16 protein-coding genes are annotated in these 18,754 nt (G+C 65.4%); 3 read left to right on the forward strand and 13 right to left on the reverse strand.

The features are described from left to right. Positions 1-314: 314 nt before the first annotated feature. From ACFMBG_RS11030 to ACFMBG_RS11040, 3 genes are all read right to left on the reverse strand, one after another. Entirely contained in the window at positions 315-2,156 is a 1,842-nt protein-coding gene (locus ACFMBG_RS11030; RefSeq protein ID WP_421054743.1) for a peptidoglycan -binding protein, read from the reverse strand. A gap of 3 nt (positions 2,157-2,159) precedes the next feature. Further along, on the reverse strand, positions 2,160-3,350 hold the full coding sequence (locus ACFMBG_RS11035) for a biopolymer transporter ExbB (RefSeq protein WP_421054744.1): 1,191 nt from the start codon (positions 3,348-3,350) through the stop codon (positions 2,160-2,162). Between the two features lie 78 nt (positions 3,351-3,428). Then, positions 3,429-3,959, reverse strand: a complete 531-nt coding sequence (locus ACFMBG_RS11040) for a gamma-glutamylcyclotransferase (RefSeq protein ID WP_421054745.1) — start codon at positions 3,957-3,959, stop codon at positions 3,429-3,431. A 67-nt stretch (positions 3,960-4,026) separates the two neighbouring features. Between ACFMBG_RS11040 and ACFMBG_RS11045 the strand changes: the two genes are divergently transcribed. After that, positions 4,027-5,025 (forward strand): DUF2125 domain-containing protein, encoded by a 999-nt coding sequence (locus ACFMBG_RS11045; RefSeq protein WP_421054746.1) that lies wholly within the window; start codon positions 4,027-4,029, stop codon positions 5,023-5,025. 270 nt (positions 5,026-5,295) lie between these two features. Here the strand turns inward: ACFMBG_RS11045 and ACFMBG_RS11050 are convergent, their stop codons facing one another. From ACFMBG_RS11050 to ACFMBG_RS11070, 5 genes are all read right to left on the reverse strand, one after another. Next, positions 5,296-6,021 (reverse strand): extensin-like domain-containing protein, encoded by a 726-nt coding sequence (locus tag ACFMBG_RS11050; protein ID WP_421054747.1) that lies wholly within the window; start codon positions 6,019-6,021, stop codon positions 5,296-5,298. Continuing rightward, positions 6,018-6,938, reverse strand: coding sequence for a prephenate/arogenate dehydrogenase family protein (locus ACFMBG_RS11055; RefSeq protein WP_421054748.1), 921 nt, complete (start codon positions 6,936-6,938; stop codon positions 6,018-6,020). The genes ACFMBG_RS11050 and ACFMBG_RS11055 overlap by 4 nt, the downstream gene beginning before the upstream one ends. Further along, positions 6,935-8,020 carry a histidinol-phosphate transaminase gene (gene hisC / locus ACFMBG_RS11060; protein WP_421054749.1) on the reverse strand — a complete coding sequence of 362 codons (1,086 nt, stop codon included), beginning with the start codon at positions 8,018-8,020 and terminating at the stop codon, positions 6,935-6,937. Before hisC ends, ACFMBG_RS11055 begins: the two co-directional genes overlap by 4 nt. Before the next feature lie 121 nt (positions 8,021-8,141). Further along, the gene (locus ACFMBG_RS11065) at positions 8,142-9,788 is read right to left on the reverse strand and encodes a peptidoglycan-binding protein (protein ID WP_421054750.1); all 1,647 of its coding nucleotides are present in this window, start codon (positions 9,786-9,788) and stop codon (positions 8,142-8,144) included. Positions 9,789-9,959: 171 nt separating this feature from the next. Then, positions 9,960-11,384 carry an aminotransferase class V-fold PLP-dependent enzyme gene (locus ACFMBG_RS11070; protein ID WP_421054751.1) on the reverse strand — a complete coding sequence of 475 codons (1,425 nt, stop codon included), beginning with the start codon at positions 11,382-11,384 and terminating at the stop codon, positions 9,960-9,962. A 104-nt stretch (positions 11,385-11,488) separates the two neighbouring features. On the opposite strand from ACFMBG_RS11070, the gene ACFMBG_RS11075 reads away from it, so the two are divergent. Next, positions 11,489-11,950 (forward strand): Lrp/AsnC family transcriptional regulator, encoded by a 462-nt coding sequence (locus tag ACFMBG_RS11075; protein WP_421054752.1) that lies wholly within the window; start codon positions 11,489-11,491, stop codon positions 11,948-11,950. A gap of 80 nt (positions 11,951-12,030) precedes the next feature. Here the strand turns inward: ACFMBG_RS11075 and ACFMBG_RS11080 are convergent, their stop codons facing one another. The 4 genes from ACFMBG_RS11080 to ACFMBG_RS11095 form a co-directional block, all read right to left on the reverse strand. After that, a complete protein-coding gene (locus tag ACFMBG_RS11080) occupies positions 12,031-12,603 on the reverse strand; it encodes a PA14 domain-containing protein (RefSeq protein ID WP_421054753.1) in 573 nt (190 codons plus the stop codon). Positions 12,604-12,757: 154 nt separating this feature from the next. Then, positions 12,758-13,378 carry a 30S ribosomal protein S4 gene (rpsD, locus tag ACFMBG_RS11085; RefSeq protein ID WP_421054754.1) on the reverse strand — a complete coding sequence of 207 codons (621 nt, stop codon included), beginning with the start codon at positions 13,376-13,378 and terminating at the stop codon, positions 12,758-12,760. 219 nt (positions 13,379-13,597) lie between these two features. Then, positions 13,598-14,659: a Hint domain-containing protein gene (locus ACFMBG_RS11090; protein ID WP_421054755.1), complete on the reverse strand. Its 1,062-nt coding sequence runs from the start codon at positions 14,657-14,659 to the stop codon at positions 13,598-13,600. Between the two features lie 203 nt (positions 14,660-14,862). Further along, positions 14,863-15,780: a LysR substrate-binding domain-containing protein gene (locus tag ACFMBG_RS11095; protein ID WP_421054756.1), complete on the reverse strand. Its 918-nt coding sequence runs from the start codon at positions 15,778-15,780 to the stop codon at positions 14,863-14,865. A 221-nt stretch (positions 15,781-16,001) separates the two neighbouring features. Here ACFMBG_RS11095 and katG point away from each other — a divergent pair, with 221 nt between their 5' ends. After that, the gene (gene katG, locus ACFMBG_RS11100) at positions 16,002-18,209 is read left to right on the forward strand and encodes a catalase/peroxidase HPI (protein WP_421054757.1); all 2,208 of its coding nucleotides are present in this window, start codon (positions 16,002-16,004) and stop codon (positions 18,207-18,209) included. Between the two features lie 167 nt (positions 18,210-18,376). On the opposite strand, the gene ACFMBG_RS11105 is transcribed toward katG, so the two are convergent. Beyond that, on the reverse strand, positions 18,377-18,748 hold the full coding sequence (locus ACFMBG_RS11105; protein WP_421054758.1) for a cytochrome C oxidase subunit IV family protein: 372 nt from the start codon (positions 18,746-18,748) through the stop codon (positions 18,377-18,379). Positions 18,749-18,754: the final 6 nt, after the last annotated feature.

Below are 18,754 nucleotides of genomic sequence, written 5' to 3' on the forward strand. Positions count from 1 at the left end.
CGGCATCTGCCTGGCCCAACGGGCGCGGACGCCCCAGCAGGGCGGCCTGGCGCCGGGCGGGAGCGCGCAGTTTGAGGCAACAGCCGCCGCGACGTGCATGCCGTTTTCCGTCACAAAGTTGATAACTCCCGAGTTTGCAATAGTTTTAGAAGAGCCCTACTGCCCGGTGGGGCAGCAACCCGTGCGTAACTAGTAGCTTGTCTCCATTAGTGAAGCGGGTTGCACCTCCCTCCGTCAGCGGCGCTGTTGGGCTCGCAGCCCATCCGCAGAGTCCAGCGCCAGTGCCGGGCAGATCCCCGCCCCCTCACCTCTGGTTACTTCTCGGTGAACTTCAGCTCAATCCGCCGGTTCTGCGCGCGCGCTTCGGGCGTGTCTGCCGGGTTCACCGGCTGGTATTCCCCGAACCCGTTGGCGGCCAGCCGCGACGGCGGCACCCCCAGCGCCTCGACCATGTAGCGCACCACCGACAGCGCCCGGCCCTGGCTGAGCTCCCAGTTGTCGGCAAACTTCGGATGCGCCCCCAAGGGCGTGTCATCGGTGTGGCCGTCAACCCGGATGATCCAGCTGATCTCCGGCGGGATCGCGCTCACCACGCTCTGCAGGATCGACACCACCTTGGCGATCTCCACCTGCCCCTCCGGTGACAGCGTGGCGCTGCCGGGCGCAAACAGCACCTCAGAGGCAAAGACAAAGCGGTCGCCCTGGATGCGCACGCCTTCCTGGGTGCCCAGGAGATCGCGCAGGCGGCCAAAGAACTCCGACCGGTAGCGCTCCAGATCCTGGGCCTTGCTCGCCAGCGCCTCGGCTTCGGCCTCCAGCCGCTTGCGCTCCTGTTCTTCCAGCAGCCGCCGCTTGCGCTCTTCCGAGGCCGCGCGGGCCAGCGCCGCGTTCAGATCCTGGCCCAGGTTCTGCAGCTGCACCTGCTGGGCGGCGTCGCGGGCCTGATAGTCATCGAGAATGGCCTGCAATCCGCCCAGCTGTTCGCGCAGCGCCGCCACCTGCTGGTTGAGCAGCGCGGTTTCGCGGCGCGCCTCCTCGGACAGGACCTGTTCCTCGGACAAAGCCGAGCGCGCCTGCGCCAGCAGGGCCGCGCGCTCCTCGGCAAGGCTCAATTGCTCGGAAGCGCTGGCCTCCGCCGTCTCCTGCGCAGCGACCGCCGCCAGCAGCCGCTGGCGCAACACATCCAGTTCTCCGGCCTGGGTTTCCGCCGCCGCCAGCGCGGCCTTGGCCTCCGCCAGTTCTGCCGCCAGCCGCCCGGCTTCGGCGTCAGCTCCTGCACGGGCCGCCTCCAGTTCGGACAATTGCGCATCCAGCTGTTTCTTCGCGGCTTCGGCTGCCGCCAGCAGGGTCAGGGTGTCCTCCGCCTCCTGCCGCTGGGCCTCCAGCGCCAGGGTCATCGCGGTCAGCTCGGCATCTGCCGATTGCAGCTCTTCGCGCAGGGCTTCGGCAGCGGCGGCCTCCACCAGGCGGGCGGCTTCCTCGGCGCTCAGCTGTTCCTGCAACTCGGAAATCCGGCCGGCCTGTTCGCTGCCTTCCGCCTCCAGGCTGGCGATCAGGGCTTCCATCGCCTCACGCTCTGCCGCGGCCAGCCGGGCGGCCTCCGCCTGGGCATCGATCTCGCCGCGGGCCTGGGCCAGCGCCAGGTTCAGCGCCTCCTGCTCACTCAGCAGGGCCGCACGCGCCGCCTCCAGGCTTTCGCGTTCAGCGCTCAGGTCCGCGACCCGGGCCTGCGCGGCATCGCGGCTGGCGATCAGGGCGGCCACCTGCGCCTCGAAACTGGTGATGCGGCTGGCGGCCTCGGCCAGTTCGCCTGCCTGCCGGTCGCGTTCCGCGGTCAGCGAAGTGATCAGGCTGCGCGCCTGTTCCAGGTCCTGTTCCGCGGTGTTGAGCGTCGAGGTCAGCGCCCCCAGCCTAGCGTTCAGCCGGCGGTTTTCGCGCTCCTCCAGCCCCAGCGCGGCGGCCAGTGCGCTCACCTCGGCGGAGAGCTCATCCAGCTCGCTTTCCTGGCCTGTAATGGTCTCGCGCAGCACAAATTGCACCACCATAAAGATGGTCAGCACGAACATCAGCACCAGGAGGAGCCCGGTCATCGCATCGACAAACCCGGGCCAGATCGAGGCCTGGAACCGCTGGCCTGTGCGCCGGGAAAGGGCCATCAGTTATTCCCCCGCGTCCCGGCCCGGCATGCCTCCGCGCGACAGCCCGCGCGGGCGTGCGAAGGCCTTGATCATCAGGTCGATGTCCTTGCGCAGCTCTGCCAGGCTTTCCTGGCGGCCCGCCGAGATTTCCTCGAGGATGCGCAGCATCTGCACGTCGATCGAGCGCAGCCGCATCCGGCTTTCGGCGTCGATGCCGCCCTGTTCGCCCTGGGCGCGCAGGATTTCGGTCAGCGCCTCCTGCCCCACCGCAACCCGGTCCAGCGCCGCGGTGATGGTGCCGGTCTGCTCCTGGCGCTGGTTCATCTCCTGGATGGTCTCCACCAGCGCGCCAAGTTTCTGGTCCACCGCCGCGCGGCCTTCGGAGGTTTCGGCGAACATCATCTGCAGCGCGTCCATCTGCTCCGCCATGTTGTCGAGCACCTGCGAGACCACACCGCTGTCGCCGGCGCCGTCCTCGCCGGAGGAGAAGCTGACGCGGGTGATCGAGGACAGCCATTCCTCCAGCTCGCGGTAGAACCGGTTCTGGCCGTGGCCCGCAAAGAGTTCCAGAAGGCCCACGATCAGCGATCCGGCCAGGCCCAGCAGCGAGGAGGCAAAGGCCACGCCCATGCCGCCCAGCTGCGCCTCAAGGCCCGTCATCAGGCGGTTGAAGACGGAAAGCCCCTCCTCGCCCTCCTGCGGTGCCAGGCTGCGGATGGTGTCGACCACCGCGGGAACGGTGGTGGCCAGGCCATAGAAGGTCCCCAGAAGACCCAGGAAGATCAGCAGGTTGACGATGTACCTCGTGATCTCCCGGTCTTCGTCGATGCGGCTGGCGACCGAGTCCAGGATGGAGCGGGTCGAGGCCGAGCCCAGCTGCATCCGCGCGCTGCGCGATCCCAGGAGCGAGGCCAGCGGCGCCAGCATCGAGGGCGGGCGGCGATGCTCCTGGTTGTCGCCCCCGGCAAAACGCTCGATCCAGCGCACCGAGCCAATGAGCTGCACCACCTGCCAGAAACAGGCCAGCACGCCGATCACGAACACCAGGACGATAAAGCCGTTGAGCCAGGGGTTGGCCTCAAACACCGGCAGCACCCGCGGCAGGGCGACAAAGGCGCCAAAGCCCGAGAGCCCAAGCGCGATCAGCATCATGATGATCTGCCGCACCGGCTGGGAGAACTGCGGCCGGGTTTTGCGGTCTGGCTGCGCCATACGTCTTGGCTCCTGACACTTTTGACTGCTCTTATTGCGTTCGCAGCCTATAAGCAAAGTGTCAGAAGCGCCAAGGCTTTATGCGGTGATTTCCCGCACCCGGCCGGCCAGCCAGTCGAGATCGCTGTCATGCAGGCCGATCTCGGCCAGATGTTCGGCGGTGTTATAGAGGTATTCGGTGTTCGGCCCGCGCCCGCCCACCGCATGGGCGATCATCTGCGCCTGCTCCTCCAGGCTGAGGCCGCCGCAATACTGCACGTGGTGCGGGTCGATCACGTAGGTGACGGCGGTCACCATCGTGCCATCGGCCAGTTCCACCTCCAGGTCGCGCTCCAGGTAGGCCGAGGAGATCAGCTCGCGTTCGCGCAGCTCGGTCAGGGTCTGCTCCTCGTGGCCGGTCTCCACCGACAGCGCCAGCCCCTTGCAGTGGGCGCCTTCGACCGCATCCAGCGCCAGCACAAGGCCGGGGTGGTCCTCGGTGCCGCGGTGGTGGATCGAGGTCATGCAGAAAGAACGCGCATAGCCATGCAGCACCGCTACCTCGCGCCGCGCCACCGGGAAACCGGGGTTCCAAAGAAGCGATCCGTATCCGAATACCCACATGGTCATGTCGTCTGGCCCTTTCTGCTGCCCCCCTATAAACAGCAATCCTGTTGCGGACAAAAGAGGCTATCCGATGCGCCTGGCAAAACTGCTGATCGCCATTGCGGCGGTGTGGAGCCTGTACTGGGCGGCGGCGGCCTGGGGGCTGCGCACAGGGATCGCAACCTGGTTCGCGGAGCAGGAGCGGCGGGGCTGGCAAGCCGAGTTTTCAGGACTGGAAACGAGCGGCTATCCCCATCGGCACCTGACCCGCATCCAGCACCCGGCGCTCGCCGACCCGGGCACCGGCACCGCCTGGCGGGCGGACTGGCTGGCGCTGGAAAACCCCGCCGCATGGCCTGGGCAGCTCGCCCTGAGTTTCCCCGCCTCGGCGCAGCAGCTGTCCTATTTCGACCGGACCGCGGTGATCACCGCGCAGGGGTTGCAGGCCAGCCTGAACCTGGCGCCGGGCGTGGCGCTGGAGCTGGAGGACATGGCGCTGGTCTCTGCCCCATGGCAGATCGAGCGCAGCGGCGAAACGGTGCTGAGCGGCGCGGCGCTGGACCTGCGCATGGTGCAAACGGACAGGCCCGAGAGCTACCGGATCACCGCCGAAGCCCGGGAGTTTGCGCCGCGTGCGGCCTGGCGCCGCCTGCTGGCGGCCAGTTCTGCCCTGCCGGAGCGTTTCGATACGCTGGCGCTGGAGATGACAGTTGCCTTTGACAAGCCCTGGGACCGGTCGGCGCTGGAGCAGCAGCGGCCGCAACCGCGGCGGATCGATCTGAAGCTGGCCGACGCCCGCTGGGGCGACCTGCGGCTCAAGGCAGCGGGCGCGCTGACGGTGGACGAGACCGGCCTGCCGGAGGGCGAGATTGCCCTGCAGGCAGAGAACTGGCGCGGGCTGGTGCTGATGGCTGAACGCACCGGCGCGCTGCCGCCCTCCTTGCGCGGCACGGTGGAGCGGGTGCTTGGCCTGCTGGCGGAGGCCAGCGGCAACCCGCATGATCTCGATATCGCACTGGGGTTTGCGGACGGCTATGTCACGCTCGGCCCCCTGCCCCTGGGACACGCCCCGCGGCTGATCATCCGCTGACAAAGGCATCGCCTGTCAAGGGCCGCACAGCAGCCCTTCGCGCGCGCAGCGCGCCCGGCCCAAGGCTGTAATGTGCCCTTGGGCACTTTCAGGCGCGGGAGCCTCGGGCTTGCGGCGGCCTGCATGCAGCCTGCCTCCCGCTGTGCAGTATGGGGTTATGCGAGGCTCTGCCTCGCGCTCCGGGATATTTTCAGCCAGATGAACAGGGGATCCTTGCCGCCCCCGGGCGGCGCGGAAAACAGTACAGGCGCGGCCGGGAGCAGCAGGTTTCTAGCGGCAATAGGTACCGCCGCGGTGGCGGGCAACATCCAGGTGGAAGTGGTCGCGGTGATAACGGTCCGCCTCGGGGCCCAGCACGGTACCGAACGGGCCGCAGGCGGCGCGCCAGATCTTTTTCAGCTTCTTGCGGGTCTTGCGCTTCTGCCAGCCCTGCAGAACGGTGATGGTCTCACCGCTTTCCAGGGTGAAGCCGGAAATATCGATCGCCCGGGCCCTTCCGTGCTCCGAAATCTTGGCCCCGGGGCGGTTGTTGCGGGTGCGGCAGGCGTAATGGGCGGCAACGCGCAGGCCGACCACCTTGTTGCGGCGCCCGAAGGCGGTTTCCACCTCGCGGTTGATCCAGGTCTTCAGCGCCCGCGCGGTGTTGCAGGTCATCAGCGAAGTCTGGCTGAGCCGCACCCCGGCGATTTCACGCACCATGACCGCATCCTTGGCGCCACAGCCGGGCAAGGCGCCTGCAACATCGCCGGCCGGCTCGCCCTTGATGTCCTTGTCGCCGCAAACCGCGCCCTTGAGGCGTTTCTTGCGGCCGAACAGCACCTCCGTTGCTTGGTTGCCAGCACCGGCCTGCGGCAGCGGCACGGGCGGCAGGGGTGCTGCCGGGGCACTGAGAGCGGCCATATCCAGAAGCTTGAGCGCTTTTGACGGCGGGTCCTGGGCCAAGGCCGGCGCCGCCGCCAAGACCAAAGCCGCAAGGACGGCACCGGCCCGGATCATTTTTTCTGCCCTCGGCCAAAGTCCGGCGCGTCGGTGTCCTGCCCCGCCTCGATAATACCGCGGCGGATGGCGCGGGTGCGGGTGAAGTAGTCGTGCAAATGCTCCCCGTCGCCGGTGCGGATGGCACGTTGCAGGGCAAAAAGCTCCTCGGTGAAACGGCCCAGGATCTCCAGCGTGGCGTCCTTGTTGGTCAGGAACACGTCGCGCCACATGGTGGGGTCCGAGGCGGCGATGCGGGTGAAGTCGCGGAAACCGGCGGCGGAGTATTTGATCACCTCACTGTCGGTCACCCGGCGCAGGTCGTCGGCCACGCCCACCATCGTGTAGGCAATCAGGTGCGGCGTGTGCGAGGTGACGGCCAGCACCAGGTCGTGGTGATCGGCGTCCATCACGTCGACATTTGCGCCCATGCCTTCCCACAGCTTGCGCAAGCGGTCCACGGCCTCCGGGTCGGTGCCTTCAACCGGCACCAGCAGCGACCAGCGGTTGTCGAACAGTTCGGCAAAGCCGGATTCGGGGCCGGAATGCTCCGTGCCGGCCAGTGGGTGGGCGGGCACGAAATGCACGCCCTCGGGGATGTGCGGCTGCACCGCCTCGATCACATGGCGTTTGACCGAGCCCACGTCGGAGACGGTGGCGCCGGGCTTCAAGACCGGTGCGATGTCTTCCATCACCGGGCCCATGGCGCCGACTGGCACGCAGAGCACCACCAGATCGGCGTCCTGAACCGCCTCGCGCGCGCTGTCGCAGACGCGGTCGCACAGTCCAATGCGGTGGGCGGTTTCGCGGGTTTCCGCGCTGCGGGCATAGCCGGTGACTTCCCCCGCGAGGCCTGCCCGTTTCATCGCCCAGAACATCGAGGACGCGATCAGGCCAAGCCCGATCAGCGCAACGCGCCCGTAAACCTGATTGCTCATGCCTGCCCCTCTTTAAATGCTTTGACGCCCTGCGCGATGCGGCGGCAGGAGTCCTCGTCGCCGATGGTGATACGCAGCGCGGCGGGCAGGTTGTAGCCCGCCACCCGGCGCACGATCAGGCCCTGTGCTTGCAGGTAGAGATCACAGGCTTCCGCCTCTGCCTGGCTGGAGAAGCGGGCCAGGATGAAGTTGGTGCTGGACACATCCGAGGGCACTCCGAGTTCCCCCAGAGCATTGGCCAGCCAGGCGCGCCACTTGGCGTTCTCGGACCGGCAATGATCCACATAGTCTGTGTCGCGCACAGAGGCCTCTGCCCCCGCCAGCGCGGTGCTGGAGACATTGAAAGGTCCGCGCACCCGGTTCAGGACATTAATGATCTCGCTGGGGCCGTATCCCCAGCCGATCCGGGCGCCGCCGAGGCCGTAGATCTTGGAGAAGGTGCGGGTCATGAAGGCGTTGCTGCGCGCGCCGATCAGCGCGGCGCCGGCATCGAAATCCTCGACATATTCGGCATAGGCGCCGTCCAGCACCAGCAGCGCGCCATCGGGGAGGCCATCGGCCAGACGCGCGACCTCGCTCTCGCTGATCATGGTGCCGGTGGGGTTGTTGGGGTTGGCGATGAAGACCAGCTTGGTGCGCTCGGTGCAGCCCGCCAGCAGCGCGTCGACGTCGGTGACGCGCTCGCGCTCTTTCACCTCCACCGGGGTTGCCCCGGCGGCCAGCGCGCTGATGCGGTACATGGCAAAGCCGTGCTCGGTATAGAGAACCTCGTCGCCCGGGCCGGCATAGGCCTGGCACAGGAAGGCGATGATCTCGTCGCTGCCGGCACCGCAGATGATCTGCTCCGGCTCCAGCCCGTGCACCTCGCCGATCGCCTGCCGCAGCGCCGCGTGGTCCGAGCTGGGATAGCGGTGCATGCTGGCCGCCGCCTCCTGCATCGCCTGGATGGCGCGCGGGCTGGGGCCAAGCGGGTTCTCGTTCGAGGAGAGCTTCACAACATTGCTCACCCCTTTCACATGGGCAGCCCCGCCCTCGTACAGGGCGATGTCCATGATACCGGGCTGCGGTGTGAGTTGGGTCATAATACGGGCTCCTTAATTCCAACCCGTCATAACGGCCCAAACGCTGGCGGGGAAGCACCAAGATGACGCTTCCCCCATGCTGCCGCCCCCTCCGGCAGCCTGCCCCGGCCGCAGACCCGCGTTAATGCGCGGCCGCAGTCTTGGGCATATTGCGTTTGGCCTCGGCCATGATGATCTTCTGGATCTTCTTGCGCAGCTCCATGTCCTTGCGCATCGCCTCATTGGCCTGTTTCTGCATGGTCGCAGCCGACTGCGAGCCGTCCGAGCTGTTCAGCACCTCGCCCGCATATTTGCTGAGCGATTTGCCGGAGATCTGCTTGGCGATCTCGCCATAGATGGCGTCGCCGTGCAGCTTGATGAAATCCTCGGTGGCCTTGGCGCCGTATTTGGCGATCAGGTCCTTCTTGACCGCGCCTTCCATGGCAGCTGGCGCCAGTTTGGTCTTGAGGAATTTCTCGGCACCGGAGGTGAATCCCGAGGAGAACTTCTCCAGCGCCTTGCCGGCGCCTGCAGACATGATGCCCGCGGTCAGGATCTTGGCGATGCTTTCCTTGATTTCCTTGGTGTTCGGCGGGCGGCCCTTTTCGATCAAGGGTTTGGCCAGGCCGATGGTTTCCTTCAGCGCCTCTGTCACCATGGCCTCGCCGGCCTTGGACTTCAGGAACTTCTCAAAGAAGACCTTGACTGCCTTCTTGGGCATCTCGCGCGACAGCCTGGAGGCCGCAGCCTTGGCCAGGTCATCGGCGAGACCGGCAGAGATCTTGGCCGTCAGCTTGCCGCCCGCGGCCCCGGCAAGGCCCGCAATGAAGCTGTCGATGAAGACTTTCTTGGCAGCGCCGTCCCAGGTGACCTTGTTGCCCGCCAGATGCTCGCCCAGCTGGCCGGCGCTGGATTTCAGCGCCTCGGTGCTGGCGGCGGCAATAGCGTGGGCCTTGGCCGGTGACATGCCCTTGGTCGCGATCAGGCGGGCGGTCATATAGGTTTCGACCACGGCAAAGGACACCTCGCGCACCACCTCCAGCTTCCAGATAATGGCGCCTGCGGTGCTTATGCGCTGGTCGATGAATTTCTGGAAGGCCTTGCCGCCCTTGTTATAGGCCTTGGTCGCCTTGACGTCCTGCTTGTAGACCTTCTTCCAGTCCGGCTTCTTCTTGCTGGTCAGGGTCTTCATCAGGCTCGCCTCGGAGCGCGCGTTCAGGATCGCGGTCCAGGGCGGGTCGGTCTTGTCGTTGACCACGCTGACGGCAAATTCCGTCAGCGCATTCAGAAAGGTCTCGTTGCCCTGGCGGGTGTTTTCCACCTCGTTGCAGAAATCGACCCAGGATTCCGCCTGGCCGTACATCATCTCCGCCTTGGCCAGCAGCTTGCGGCGCAGTTCCTCCTGCCCGGCTTCGAACTCGGCCACGGTGATCAGCTTGGTCTTGCCGTTCTCGACAACCTCGACCCGTTCGATCTTGGCGTCGGCCGACACCTGGGCGGCCAGTTTAGGCAGGCCCGCGTTCCAGGTCCGCATGCCGGGATCGACAATGCCGTCAGGCTTGCGGAAACCCAGTTTCTTCTTCTGGAAATCCCGGATCGTCTTGATCAGCCCGGCATCGCATTTGGTGCTGATCTCGACGGAATAGCCGTTTGCCTTGAGCATCAGGCGGACGAGTTCGACATCCGCGGGGGCGTTCTTGACCGGTTTGAATTTGCTTTCGCCGGTTTTCGGGTCCGGCTTGGTAATCCGTTTCTTGTCGCCAACGGGGGCAGACAGCTTGAGAGCCATGACTTTTGCTCCAACCAATTAACTACTGGTTAAAGCCTGCCACGGCGGTGCCGGTCCGTCGCGGGGGATTTGGAATAGACTTTCCCCCTTTAAATACAGGGGTCCGCTACCTACATATCACAAGCATGTGAGGTGCTTCCCCTGCTTGGGAAGCACCCGTCAGGGCCGGGCCTAGGCCACCAGCGCCTTGAACCGTGCCGTTGCCGGATCCGCATTGTACCGGGCCGCAATCTCCTCCGCCCGCAACGTCAGATCATTGACGCAGCCGATGATGTACTGCGCGGTCTGCTCTTCCATCAGGTAGGAGAAGTTGAGCCGCACCCAGCCGGGTTTCTTCATCTCCTGCCCTGCCTGCAGGTCGGCGAACAGGGTTTCCGACTCCGGCTCGCTGATGCCCAGCAGCCGGTGCGCATAGGGGCCGGCGCAGGCGCAGCCGCCGCGGGCCTGGATGCCGTAGACGTCGCTCAGCATGCGGGTGAACAGCTGCTGATGCACCGGCTTGCCTGCCTCGTCTGTCACCAGGAAGGAGAAGATCGGCAGCCGGTGCGCCTCGCGGTGGCCGAGGATGCGCAGCCGCGGATTGGCGGACCAGCCGTCCCAGGCCATCTGCGCGAACTGCGCTTCGCGCGCCTCGATCTGCTCCTGGCCCACGGCCTCCTTGACCAGAAACGCCAGGGCTGCGCGGATGTCGCCGATCACATTCGGGGTCCCGGCCTCCTCGCGGGACGCCAGGTCCCGGCTGTATTCATGCCGCCAAGGGGAAACAAAGCTGACCGTTCCCCCTCCCGGCCAGGAGGGGCAGCGGCGGCGCACCGCGGCTGCGTTGACGATCAGCACGCCCGAGGCGCCGGGGCCGCCCGGGAACTTGTGCGGCGAGATCACCACGGCGTCCTTGCGCGCCGCGCCGCCCTCACCCATGTCGACCGGCAGATAGGGGCCGCCGCCGGCATAGTCCCAGACCGCCAGCGCGCCGTGCGCGTGCAGCAGGCGGCTGATCGGATCAGGATCGGTCACGATGCCGGTCACGTTGGAGGCAGCGGAGAAGCTGCCGATTTTCAGATCGCTGCCCGCGTGCTGCTTCAGCGCCAGCTCCAGCACTGCCAGATCCGGTCCGCCCTCCTCCGCCTCGGGGATCTCAACGACCTCGGCCTTGCTCTCCCGCCAGGGCAGGATGTTGGAGTGGTGCTCATAGGGGCCGATGAAAACAACCGGGCGGATGGCCTCATTCACGCCGAACAGGCTGACCAGCCGGTTGAGGCCCGCAGTTGCACCCGAGCCTGTGAAGATCACCGCATCCTCCGCGGTGGCGCCAGTGATGCGGGCAATCTCGCTGCGCGCCTCCCGGCGCAGGCGGGTCATCTGGGTGCCGCAGTAGGACGCCTCAGTATGGGAGTTGGCGTAGAAGGGCAGCACCTGGGCGGCCACGAAATCCTCCACCTGGCGCAGCGCCCGGCCGGAGGCAACGTAATCCGCATAGACCAGCGGCACCTCGCCATCGAGGCCGGGGATCATCACTCCGTCGCCGATCACGCTGCGGCCAAGGGTTCCGTCCTGTGCGGCCTGCCGGACCGTTTCTTTGAATGCTGCCAGGGTCATGTCGCGCCTCCGAAATATGTTGGGGCATCATGAACGGTAATCGGCGAGATAACTTTATCAATTACTGAGTGGATTGCACATTTTTTGTGTCATATGATCCATCAATGAGCAAACTACCCGATCAAATTGACCGCGCCATCCTGCGGGCGCTGCAACAGGATGCCAGCCTGTCCCAGCGGGAGCTGGCAGACAAGGTAGGCCTGTCGCAAAACGCCTGCTGGCGGCGGCTGAAGGCGCTGAACGAGAGTGGGCTGCTGAAAGGCTCCACCGCGCGGCTGGACCGCAAGCAGCTGGGGCTGGATCTGGTGGTTTTTGTGCTGCTGCGCACCCGGCACCACTCAGCCGACTGGCTGCAGAAATTCCGCCGTCATGTGCTGACCATCCCCGAGGTGGTGGATTTCCACCGCATCGGCGGCGACTACGATTATCAACTGAAGGTGGTGACGCAGGACATGGCCAGCTACGACAAGGTCTATCAGCGGCTGATCTCAGGCGTCGAGCTGGACAGCGTGACCTCCTATTTCGCGATGGAAGCCATCGCCGAAGGCCGCCCGCTGCCGCTTTAGAAAAGGATGGAGCGGGGACTCTGCCCCCAGCCCTGCGGGCTTCCCCCGGGATACTTCCGGCCAGAAGAAGGCCCTTTTGGTCAGTGACCGAAGGCGCTGTTCTTCATCCATTTCGGGCGTTTGCCGTCCGGCCCCATGCGCATGTGCAGGCAAGCGGTGCCAAGGCGCTGGAAATACAGGATATCGACCGGGTACCAGCCGGCGGAGGGCACCTCGACCTGGGTCATTATGGTACTGTCGCAGGACTGGCGGCCGTCGAATTCGCCCACGATCTGACCGCCGATATTGGCACGCAGCCCGTCATTGGTCAGGAAATCGATATTGTGGACGCCGGGCTGGTCGAATTTCACATATCCGGTGATCCGTGCCACGACATGCATCGGACGCTTGGAGGTCAGCGTGTTCTGCCCCTCTTCGGTGTCGCGGTTGTCCAGACCGGCAATGGGGCGGCCCCGCTCGCTGCCGACCTTCAGCGCCGAGGAAGCTTCTGCCAGTGTTTTCACGTCCTGCGGGTAGGCGTAGACCACCGCGAGGCCGGGTTTGACGCCGGAGGGCTGCGGGTTTGCAGGTGTGAGTTTCATCGGCGCGGCACCTGCCGCTGCTGCCAGAACAGTGAACGCGGCCACGGCCGCTGCCTTCATCATGATCTTCATTGGTCACTCCCTGTCGTTTTAGAGACAGGATAGTGAGAATATGGCCGCCGGACCACAGCTTTCGTCACTGCCGCTCCGGCAAGGCGTCAGCGCCAAAGAAAAAGGGCTGCCCCAAAGGACAGCCCTTCCGCCAGATGCCCCAAGGGCAGCAGGCTTAGTTCTTGGCGTAGAATTCGACGACCAGGTTCGGTTCCATCACAACCGGGTACGGCACGTCGCCCAGAGCGGGGGTGCGCACGAAGGTTGCGGTCATCTTGGAGTGGTCGGCTTCGATGTAATCCGGCACGTCGCGCTCAGCCAGCTGGGTGGCTTCCAGAAGCGCAACCATCTGCTTGGACTTGTCGCGGACCTCGATCACGTCACCCTCTTTCACACGGTAGGAGGGGATGTTCACGCGCTTGCCGTTTACGGTCACGTGGCCGTGGTTCACGAACTGGCGGGCTGCAAAGACGGTTGCCACGAACTTGGCGCGGTAGACGACGGCGTCCAGGCGGCGCTCCAGCAGGCCGATCAGGTTTTCACCGGTGTCGCCCTTCACACGCTCGGCTTCGCCGTAGATGCGGCGGAACTGCTTTTCGGTCAGGTCGCCGTAGTAGCCTTTCAGCTTCTGCTTGGCGCGCAGCTGGATGCCGAAGTCGGACAGCTTGCCCTTGCGGCGCTGGCCGTGCTGGCCCGGGCCGTAGTCGCGGCGGTTGACCGGGGACTTCGGGCGGCCCCAGATGTTTTCGCCCATGCGGCGGTCGATTTTGTACTTGGCAGACGTGCGTTTGGTCACGGCTGATCTCCTTCGTATATGGTTTCGAAGGGCGTTGTCCTCTTGAGGTCTCCCCCATGACAGGCATCCCCTTGCGGGGGCCACCAACACCAATGAAGCCGCGCTTATATAGGGGGATGGGGCAGAGTCAACATGGCTGTGGCGTGTTTGAGGCGAAAATCTGCACGCGCGGCCAAGGCCAAGCCGCCAGATAGCGCCTTGGCCCGGCTGCGTAAAGGCTCAGGCGGCCTCGTGGCCGAGAATCGCCGCCTCGGAGGCGCTGAGATTGCGGCGGGCATAGGCGCCGTAGGACAGCGGGTTGCGGTCCAGCTCCGGCTGCAGGCGGAACAGGCGCGCCCGGTCGGAGTCACTCAGCGTGGTGAGCGAGGCGTTGGAGGGATGAAAGCTTTCGGTCTCCACCCCGTTGGCCCAGAGCACCTGATGATTGGCCAGCATCAGGTGGATATAGGTAACTTCGCGTACCGAGGCATCGGGCAGGATCGTGCTGCCGTTGACCAGATCGCTGGCGGCGACCAGAACCTCGGGCGTGTTGAACAGGTCCCGCACCCGGCCGCCGCGCAGCAGCATCCGGTGATCGGGGGAGACCAGCAGCTCCCGTTCCGGGCGGTCGATGCCCAGGGCGCCCGCATGAATGCGGACCGGGCGCAGCCGCGGCATCACGTACAACCGCGCACCGCTGATCCGGCGCGACCCGATCCACAGGATCTCCTGGGCGCCGTTGTCGCGGGTCTGGACCTTTTCGCCTTCGCGCAGCTGCTCGACCCGCTTGGGGCCGCTAGGGGTGGCAATCAGCGTTCCAGGGGTAAAGCAGATCACCCCGGATTCGCCCTGGGGCCGCTGCCCGCAGGCGCTGCCCAGCGCATGGTGCACCACCCAGAGGTCGGTACCGCGCGGCGGCAGCTCATCCACGAACATCAAGAGCGGGCGCTGGCCCGGCCCGACTTCGATCAGGGTGACGGTGAAACTCTGCACGCCGTTGGTCACGACAAAGCTGCTGTCCATCAGCGGCTCGTCGACCTCGACCGCATCGACATCGGTCCGGTTCTGCACCGCAGCCCCAACCAGCCTGCGCACCGAGCGTGCCGCCCGGCGGCGCAATTCTGCCTCGCCGTCTGCCATATCCAGCCGCAACAGCCCTGCCGGCCCGTCCACCCGCACAGCATCGCCGTGCCAGGACCAAGCCGCCCCCACATTCAGAGCGTCAACCGGTGCGGCCATAAGGCCGTCGATTTCGGTTTGCGACCAGGAAACGACAAACGTGCCACGAAAGCCCGTTTTCATCTGCCTGTATGCCTGCTTCAGTTCATTATTATTAACGATAAGTTAACAAAGCCTCCTGAAACCGGAAACAACAGAGCCGTTAAAATGCTTGTGAGCGTGCCCTTTACGCACCAATCTTCATGCGGTTGCAGCTGCCCTGGCGTCACTCAATCAACAGGTGGCGCAACCGGAGATTGTTCACGAAGGCAGAACAAACCCTTGCCTCAGATCATCGGGCTGTAGCTGGCCCGCAAGGCATCGGCAGCCTGGCGCACCACATCGGCCACCTGCGTCAGCTGCCGCGCCAGCGGGTTGCTGCGGCGCCAGATCATTCCGATGGTGCGCGCGGGCTGCGGGTCGCGGAAGCGCGCCACCGAGACCACCGCCGAGCGGGTTTCAACCGGGACCGCCATCTCGGGAATAAGTGTCACGCCGATGCCCGCGCTGACCATCTGAACCAGGGTCGACAGGGAGCTTCCGTCCAGCAGCTCGCGCGGGGCTGCCGACTGCATGTTGCAGAACGACAGCGCCTGATCGCGGAAGCAGTGCCCCTCCTCCAGCAGCAGGAGCCGCATTTCGCGCAACCCCTCCGGCCCCGGCACCGGCTTGCCGCTGTCCTCGCCCGGGCGCACCAGCACGAAGTCCTCGGAAAACAGCGGCACTTCCTCAAACGCCGGCTCCGAGACCGGCAGCGCCACGATGGCGGTGTCCAGACGCCCCTCCCCCAGTTCCTTCAGCAGTTTGGGGGTCACGGTTTCACGCACCCGAATGTCGGCCTCCGGATACTGCCGGGTCAGCGTGCCGACAATCGAGGGCAGCAGATAGGGCGCGATGGTGGGAATCACCCCGATCCGCAGCCGTCCGGCCAGCCCCTCGCGCGAGGCGCGGGCCAGCTCGCCCAGCTCATCCACCGAACGCAGGATGCCGCGCACCCTTAGGGCGAGATCCTCGCCAAAGCTGGTCAAGCGCACCTGGCGCGCCCCGCGCTCCACCAGCTGCACCCCCAGCGCTTCCTCCAATTCCTTGATCTGAACCGACAAAGCCGGCTGAGACACCGCGCAGGTCTCTGCCGCGCGGCCAAAATGGCGGTGCTGGGCCAGCGCCTCGAAATAGCGCATCTGGCGGAGGGTCACGTTTATCATAGGTTTTGATTATCACTGCGATGAATAAATGCAACTTAATCCAATGGATTTCCTCTGCTAGCCTCATTTCACGAAGACAGGGAGAACCGGCAGCAGCTTTGCCGCGCTTGCATTCTCGAGGCGGGGTCAGGGCTGCGCTCAAGCGATGAGCTGCCGCACAGGCCGCGGGGCGCTTCTGTCACGTAGCACGATAATAACTGCAGCCACGATCGGAGACAAAAATGGACGGAAATACCCCCCAAGGAAAATGCCCGGTGTTTCATGGCGCTGCCGCATCCGGCGGCACCACCAACAAGCATTGGTGGCCGAATCTGCTCAATCTGAAGGTCCTGCACCAGCATTCCCCCAAGTCGAACCCGATGGGGGCTGATTTCAACTATGCCGAAGAGTTCAAGAAGCTGGACCTGAAGGCGGTGAAGCAGGATCTCTACGCCCTGATGACCGACAGCCAGGACTGGTGGCCTGCGGACTATGGCCATTACGGGCCGCTGTTCATCCGCATGGCCTGGCACAGTGCCGGCACCTACCGCACGGCGGACGGCCGCGGCGGCGGCGGCACCGGCAACCAGCGCTTTGCGCCGCTGAACAGCTGGCCGGACAACGGCAACCTCGACAAGGCGCGCCGCCTCTTGTGGCCGATCAAGCAGAAATACGGCAACCGGATCTCCTGGGGGGATCTGATGATCCTGGCGGGCAACTGCGCCATTGAATCGATGGGCGGCCCGGTGTTCGGCTTTGGCGGCGGCCGCGAAGACGTGTGGGAACCGGAGGAAGACGTCTATTGGGGCTCGGAGACCGAGTGGCTGGCCACCAGCGACCAGCCCAACAGCCGCTATTCCGGCGAGCGCGACCTGGCCAACCCGCTGGCAGCGGTGCAGATGGGGCTGATCTACGTGAACCCGGAAGGCCCGGACGGCAACCCGGACCCGGTCGCCTCGGGCAAGGATGTGCGCGAGACCTTCACCCGCATGGGCATGAATGACGAGGAAACCGTGGCGCTGGTCGCGGGCGGCCATACTTTCGGCAAAGCGCACGGCGCAGGCGACCCCGAGCTGGTCAGCGCTGAACCTGAAGCCGCGGAAATCGAGCATATGGGGTTTGGCTGGCTGAATTCGCACGGCACCGGGAACGCCGCCGACACCACCACCTCCGGCATCGAGGGCGCCTGGAAACCCAACCCGACCAATTGGGACATGGGTTACTTCGACGTGCTGTTCGGCTATGAGTGGAAACTGGTCAAAAGCCCGGCCGGTGCAAACCAGTGGCAGGCGCAGGACGTGAAGCCCGAGCATATGGTCGTGGACGCCCATGATCCCGGCAAGACGCACGCGCCGATGATGACCACCGCCGACATGTCGATGCGGATGGATCCGGACTACGAGAAGATCTCGCGCGATTTCCACGCCAACCCGGAGAAATTCGCCGACGCCTTTGCCCGCGCCTGGTTCAAGCTGTGCCACCGCGACATGGGCCCCAAGTCGCGCTATCTGGGCGATGAGGTCCCGGCCGAGGACCTGATCTGGCAGGACCCGGTGCCTGCTGTAGACCACGCGCTGGTCGATGCCAACGACGCCGCCGGCCTCAAGGCCAAGGTGCTGGCCTCCGGGCTTTCGGTGCCGGAGCTGGTCTCCACCGCCTGGGCTTCGGCCTCGACCTTCCGCGGCTCAGACATGCGCGGCGGCGCCAACGGTGCACGCATCCGCCTGGCGCCGCAGAAGGACTGGGAGGTGAATGAGCCCGAGAAGCTGGCAAAGGTGCTGAAGGTTCTGGAGGGCATCCAGAGCGATTTCAACAGCAGCGCATCCGGCGGCAAGAAGATCTCGATGGCCGATCTGATCGTGCTGGCAGGCGGCGCCGCGGTGGAAGAGGCTGCGAAGGCAGCAGGCCACCCGGTTGAGGTGCCCTTCACCCCGGGCCGCACCGATGCCAGCCAGGAGCAGACCGACGTCGAAGGCTTTGCCGTGCTGGAGCCGGAAGCCGATGGCTTCCGCAACTACCAGAAGGCGGACTACAGCATTCCGGCCGAGAAGATGCTGGTGGACCGGGCACAGCTCTTGACCCTCAGCGCGCCGGAAATGACGGCGCTGATCGGCGGTCTGCGGGTGCTGGGCGCCAACCACGGCGGCTCTGCGCACGGGGTGTTCACGGATCGGGCTGGCACGCTCAGCACTGATTTCTTCACCAACATCCTGGACATGGGCGTGCAGTGGCAACCGGCCGGCGACGGCACCTATGAGGGCCGCGACCGTGCCAGCGGCGAGGTGAAATGGACCGGCACCCGCGCCGATCTGGTGTTCGGCTCCAACTCGCAGCTGCGGGCGCTGGCCGAGGTCTATGCGCAGGACGACTCCAAGGAAGTGTTTGTGCAGGACTTTGTTGCGGCCTGGGTCAAGGTTATGAACGCCGATCGGTTCGATCTGGCGGCGTAATCGCTGCGGAAATTGAGAACAGAGGCGCTCCGGGAAACTGGGGCGCCAGTTTTGCTGCTGAAATGAGCAAAGAGCGAAGGGCAGCGCCTGACCCTGGGTGGGTGCGAAAGCGCCCTCCCGTGGGGAGGGTCGGGCGCTGCCCGGCCTGCGGCCGGGCGGAACGGTAGTTACTCAAGCGCAGCTGCCCCCTGCCCCAGCTCAATCACCCTTGTGCCGGAGGTGTAATCCGACTCGATGATCAGGATCGCGAGCAGCCCGATCAGCGCCAGCGGCGGCAGCAGGATCGCATAGATCAGCGCCAGCCGCTCCCAGGCCATATGCATGAAGACGGCAATGATCAGTCCTGCCTTCAGCACCATGAAGATCAGGATCAGGCTCCAGCGCAGCAGCCCCTGCAGCTGCGCGTAATCCACCCAGTAGGAGCCGGCACTGAGGATGAACAGCAAAACCCAGACCACGAAATAGAGCTTGATCGGATGCTGCTGCCCCTCTTCATGTGCCATGCCGGTCGTATCCATTGCTTGCGGTGAATCTGTCATGGCGGC

The sequence above is a fragment of the Leisingera coralii genome (assembly GCF_049056525.1).
Classification (GTDB): domain Bacteria; phylum Pseudomonadota; class Alphaproteobacteria; order Rhodobacterales; family Rhodobacteraceae; genus Leisingera; species Leisingera coralii.